General features: G+C 64.0%; 3 protein-coding genes. 2 read left to right on the top strand and 1 reads right to left on the bottom strand.

The features are described from left to right. Nucleotides 1-135 precede the first annotated feature (135 nt). Nucleotides 136-1740 (top strand): ABC transporter substrate-binding protein, encoded by a 1605-nt coding sequence (locus ACT6Y9_RS08510; RefSeq protein ID WP_443744219.1) that lies wholly within the window; start codon nucleotides 136-138, stop codon nucleotides 1738-1740. Between the two features lie 113 nt (nucleotides 1741-1853). Here the strand turns inward: ACT6Y9_RS08510 and ACT6Y9_RS08505 are convergent, their stop codons facing one another. Beyond that, on the bottom strand, nucleotides 1854-2813 hold the full coding sequence (locus tag ACT6Y9_RS08505) for a LysR family transcriptional regulator (RefSeq protein WP_443744218.1): 960 nt from the start codon (nucleotides 2811-2813) through the stop codon (nucleotides 1854-1856). A 206-nt stretch (nucleotides 2814-3019) separates the two neighbouring features. On the opposite strand from ACT6Y9_RS08505, the gene ACT6Y9_RS08500 reads away from it, so the two are divergent. Continuing rightward, nucleotides 3020-4852, top strand: a complete 1833-nt coding sequence (locus ACT6Y9_RS08500; RefSeq protein ID WP_443744217.1) for an aryl-sulfate sulfotransferase — start codon at nucleotides 3020-3022, stop codon at nucleotides 4850-4852. The last annotated feature ends 310 nt before the right edge of the window (nucleotides 4853-5162 follow it).

The following is a 5162-nucleotide window of genomic DNA, read 5'->3' as shown; positions in this document are numbered from 1 at the left end:
AACATGAGGCGTTCACCCTAAATTCGGGCGGCCACCGGGGCCGCGCTCCGCGGCAGAATCGGGAGACCATCCTGGAGAACCGTAAGACATTGAGCGGTGCGCTCCCGCATAAACCACTTCGTGGAGGCCATTTCAATGAACCGCAAGCTTCGCCTTCAACTCACGGCGGCCGCCGCCGCCCTGCCGCTTGTCTTCGCCGCGTGCGCCGACGCCGCCACGCTCAACTGGTCGAGCGCGGGCGACATCCTCACCTTCGACATCCACGCCCAAAACGAAAACCTCAACATCACCGCGCTCTCCGCGGTCTACGAAGGGCTCGTGCGCTACTCGCCCGACCGCCGGATCGAGCCCGCGCTCGCGACCGACTGGAAGCGCGTGCCCGAAGGGTTCCTCTTCACGATCCGCAAGGGCGTGAAGTTCCATGAGGGCGAAACGCTCACCCCCGGCGACGTGGTCTTCTCAATCAACCGCGCGCTCAATCCCCGCAGCCAGTTCAAGAGCTTCACGACCGGCATCGTGAAGGCCGAGGCCGCGGGCGCCGACCAGGTCCTCATCCGCACGACCACGGGTTCGCCCGTGGTCCTCAATCAGATCGTGGACCTCAAGATCATGAGCGAATCCTGGGCGAAGGCGCACGGCGCCCTCGAGCCGCAGGACTACGTCGCCAAGGAGGAGTCCTATGCGGCGCGCCACGCCAACGGCACGGGTCCCTTCCGGCTCACGACGCGCGAGGAGGACGTGAAGACCGTCTTTACCGCCAACCACGACTGGTGGGATGAGAAGAACCGCGCGGGCAACGTCGAAAGGGCGGTCTTCCGGCCGATCGCCTCGGCCGCGACCCGCACCGCCGCGCTCCTCTCGGGCGAGGTGGACTTTGTGATCGACCCGGCCGCGCAGGACCTGCAGCGCCTGAGGAAGTCCCCCGGCGTCAAGGTGACCGAGGGGCCGGAGAACCGCACGCTGATGGTGGCGCTTGACGAATACCGCGACGCCTCGCCCTACGTTCGCGACACCACGGGCAAGCCCCTTGCGAAGAACCCCTTCAAGGATCAGCGCGTGCGCGAAGCGCTCTTCATCTCCGTCAACCGCGACGGCATCAAGCGCGGCGTGATGCGCGGGCTCTCCAACCCAACGGGCACGATCGTCACCTCGATCGTGAACGGCTGGTCCAAGGACGTCGCCGAACCCCCGAAGCCTGACGTCGAAAAGGCGAAGAAGCTCCTCGCCGAGGCGGGCTATCCGCAGGGCTTCGGCTTCACGCTCGACTGCCCGAACAACCGCTGGACCAACGACGAGGCGACCTGCAAGGCGCTCGCCTCGCAGTGGGGCCGCATCGGGGTCAAAGTCGCCGTGAACTCGATGCCGCGCGCGAAGTACTTCCCGAAGGTGCTCTCGTTCGACACGTCCGCGGGCCTTGTCGGTTGGGGCGCCCCCACCTTCGACGGCTTCTATTCGCTGCAGTCGCTCTCGGCCACCTTCAACCCGAAGACGGGCGACGGCATCGCCAACATCGGTCGCGCGTCGCTCGCCGCCATGGATGAGGCTCAGGCGAAGATCAAGGCCGAGGAGGATCCCGTCAAGCGCACGACGCTCATCACCGAGGCGCTGCGGATCGAACGCGCCAACCTCCTCCACATCCCGGTTCATGAACTCATGATCGCATGGGCGATGAAGCAGAACGTCGAGGTCGTGCACCGCCCCGACAACCGCCTCACGATGGAGTGGGTGACGGTCAAATGACCCTCTGACTTGAATAGACCGAGCGGCGCCCGGGAGTTCTTCTCCCTGGCGCCGCTCTTCTTATGTGGTACGCGGCCTGCCCTGCTCCGGGACGCCCGGTAGGGAACGACGCTTCAGCCGCCCGTCCGCTCTTCGGCCTCCTTCTTCTCCTCGTCGCGCACGGCCGAGAGGATCATCCCGCGCAGCCACTGCATCGCGGGGTCGAGGTGGCTCCTGTCGTGCCAGATGAGCTTCGGCTCGAAGTCGTTGAAGAACGGCGGGTGGCCAATCACCGGGAGGTCGGCGAGGAACCCCTGCTCGATGCACCAGTCCGCGAGAAGGTTCGAGAGCGGCAGCAGCAGGTCGCTCTCGCTCACGATCTTCGCCGCCCCCATGAAATAGGGCGTCTTCACGATGACGCGGCGGGCCGCGAAGGCCTCCGCCTCGCGGGACTTCGCGAGGCGGAAGTAGTTCGTCGGCCGCCAGGTGATCTCGACGAACCCGCAGGAGAGCGCCTCCTCCAAGGTGACGCCTCCGTTTTGCGCGGCGCGCGCGAGGAGCGGGTGCCCTGGACGGCAGACGAGCCGCGACGAGCAGCTCCGCTCGCGCAGCTTCAGGTAGTGGAAGCCCGACGGCACGCTCTCCATCGGGCTGATCACGGCGTCGAGCTCGCCGGTGCGCAGCTGCACGGGCCAGTCGTTCGTGATTTCGGACATCTCAATCATGACGCCCGCTGCGGCGGAGGCGACGCGGGCGACGGCGGGCGCGAGGAAGACCACCCCGTGGTCCACGCAGCCGATGTGGAACACGCGCTCAAGCGTCTTCGGATCGAAGGCGCTCACTTCAAGGAGACGCTCATAGTCGTCGAGCACGGTGCGCACCTGCGGGAGGAGCTCCGCCATGCGCCACGTAGGCGCGAGACCTCCGGAGGAGCGCGTGAAGAGTTCGTCGCCGAAGGCTTCGCGGAGCTTTCCCAAAAGCCGCGATGCGGTCGCGGGCGAGAGCCCGAGTTGATTTGCGGCATTCACAAGGTTCTGCGTGTCGCAGAGGGTCTTCAGGAAGATGAGGGCGTCCCGGCCGAGCGCGTTTTTCATTTTATGAAATTCCGGTTTTCCAAATCAATGCTGTTTCAGAGGGGTAGTTGAGAATAGCACCGCTAAGCCGTAATGCTTAGTCTTTCCCGGTGAATCCCCCCCCCCTCGAACGGGATGGAGATCCTGCCGCGCCGCTTCGGCGCCGCAGCGAAGCGTTCCGTCCCGGCAGATCAAGGGGCGAACGATTCCATCAAGGAGTATCCCCCATGTCCTTCCGCACCCGCCTCACCCCCGTCGCCGTTGCCGTCTCCCTCGCCGCCGGCTTCGGCCTCGCCTTCTCGGGCGCCGCCCTTGCTTCCGGCGGCGCCAGCGGCCCCGCCGTGCACTACGTCGCTCCGGGCAAGCTCGGCGAAATCGTCAACAATCCGTACAAGATCGCTCCGCTTACGGCCGTGATCAAGAACGGCGGCTATGTTCTGAAGGACGCCACGGTCCGCATCGTCCCGAAGAAGGACGGCCAGGAGATCAAGTACAAGGTTTCCGACACGGCGCTGCGCACCTATGCGGGCATCCCGGTCTGGGGGCTCTACCCCGACTACAACAACACCGTCGAGGTGAGCTACACCTACATCGACAACGGCAAGGAGACCCGCGTCGAGAACGAGCAGTACCGCATGTACGCCCCGGCCGTCTTCACGCCGGTGAACGGCTCGATGGCGCAGCACCACAACATGTTTGAAACGGAAGTAGTCAAGGTCGAACCGGCCTTCAGCGACCGCCTCTACCTGATCAACAACTTCCTCTCGACCGCTCCGAAGCAGGCCCGCGTCGTGTGGAACAACCCCACGGGCGGCGCGCTCGAATGGAACTACTACCCGCAGAACGCCGTGATCGACACAAAGGGCGAAGTCCGCTGGTACATGTTCGTCGACCCCATCTACGATCCTGAGACGATCTACAACTCCGGCATCATGATGGGCTTCCATCAGGGCAAGGACGGCTTCCTCACGTTCGGCTACGGCCAGCGCTATGCGAAGTACGACATCATGGGCCGCGAAGTCTTCAACCGCCGCCTCCCGACGGGGTACGCCGACTTCTCGCACGCCCTTGATCCGGCGCAGAACGGGCACCTGTTCCTGCGCGTCTCCTCTTCGGACTACCGTCGTCCCGACGGCAAGCGCGTGCACACCGTGCGCGACGTGATCGCCGAAGTGGACGCCAACGGCAACGTGGTCGACGAATTCCGCCTCTTCGACATTCTCGACCCGTACCGCGACGTCGTGATCAAGACGCTCGACCAGGGCGCGGTGTGCCTCAACCTCGACGCCACGCAGTCGGGCAAGACCCTGTCGGCTGATGAACTCGCCGCCATGGACAAGAACGACAAGTTCGGCGACATCGCCGGCGTGGGCCCGGGCCGCAACTGGGCGCACGTCAACTCCGTCGACTACGACCCGACCGACGACTCGATCGTGATCAGCTCGCGCCATCAGTCCGCCGTCATCAAGATCGGCCGCGACAAGAAGGTGAAGTGGATTCTCGCCACGCCGACGGGCTGGAAGGGCGACCTCGCCAAGAAGGTCCTCACCCCGGTCGACAAGGACGGCAAGCCCCTCAAGTGCTCCGAAAACCGCTGCGAAGGCGACTTCGACTGGACCTGGACGCAGCACACCGGCTGGCGCATCGACTCGAAGTCCAACGCCGACGTCTTCTATCTGTCGGCCTTCGACAACGGCGACGGCCGTGCGCTCGAGCAGCCCCCGCTGCCCGACATGAAGTACTCGCGCGCCGTGATCTACAAGATCGACCAGAAGAAGATGACCGTCCAGCAGATCTGGGAGTACGGCAAGGAACGCGGCCACGACTGGTTCAGCCCCGTCACCTCGCTCGTCGAATACCAGACCGACAAGGACTCCGTGATGGTCTACTCCGCCACGGCGAGCCTCGATCTGCGTCAGTTCAACACGGTCGCGCCGCATCCGGTGATCGACGAGTTCAAGTGGGGCGAGAAGGAGCCCGCGGTTGAAATCCGCATCAAGAGCTCGCTCGGCTATCAGGCCATGCCGATCAACGTCCAGAAGGCCTTCGACATGAAGTAGCCGTTCCCCCAAAAGGAAACACGCTCTTTTTCATCCCAGAATCTCGGACCGGCTGGCTGTATTGCCAGCCGGTTCGTCATTTCTTGAGCGTCTCTACCTGGTGAGAACCTGACAGAAGTTTGGCCACATTCTCAGCCGAATCGAAGATCCCGGGGAACCCTAACCTGAATCCTGAGAGTTGATGCCGTGAAGAGGTAGTCTAATGCTGTAAAGTAATTTATGTCGTGGATAATACGACGTCCCTGCCGGCGTCCACCTTAGGACTACAGAACCATGGCCACCGCTTCCCATACTCCCGCAACCCCGCGCA

It is taken from the genome of Sutterella sp. (genome assembly GCF_052272535.1).
Lineage (GTDB): Bacteria > Pseudomonadota > Gammaproteobacteria > Burkholderiales > Burkholderiaceae_F > Sutterella.
The sequence above is the reverse complement of the archived record's forward strand: the minus strand, read 5'-3'. Positions and strand labels throughout refer to the sequence as shown.

Bases quoted from the DNA above. Each gene is read 5' to 3' on its own strand.
- ACT6Y9_RS08510 (WP_443744219.1), top strand. From the start codon at position 136: ATGAACCGCAAGCTTCGCCTTCAACTCACGGCGGCCGCCGCCGCCCTG.
- ACT6Y9_RS08505 (WP_443744218.1), bottom strand. From the start codon at position 2,813: ATGAAAAACGCGCTCGGCCGGGACGCCCTCATCTTCCTGAAGACCCTC.
- ACT6Y9_RS08500 (WP_443744217.1), top strand. From the start codon at position 3,020: ATGTCCTTCCGCACCCGCCTCACCCCCGTCGCCGTTGCCGTCTCCCTC.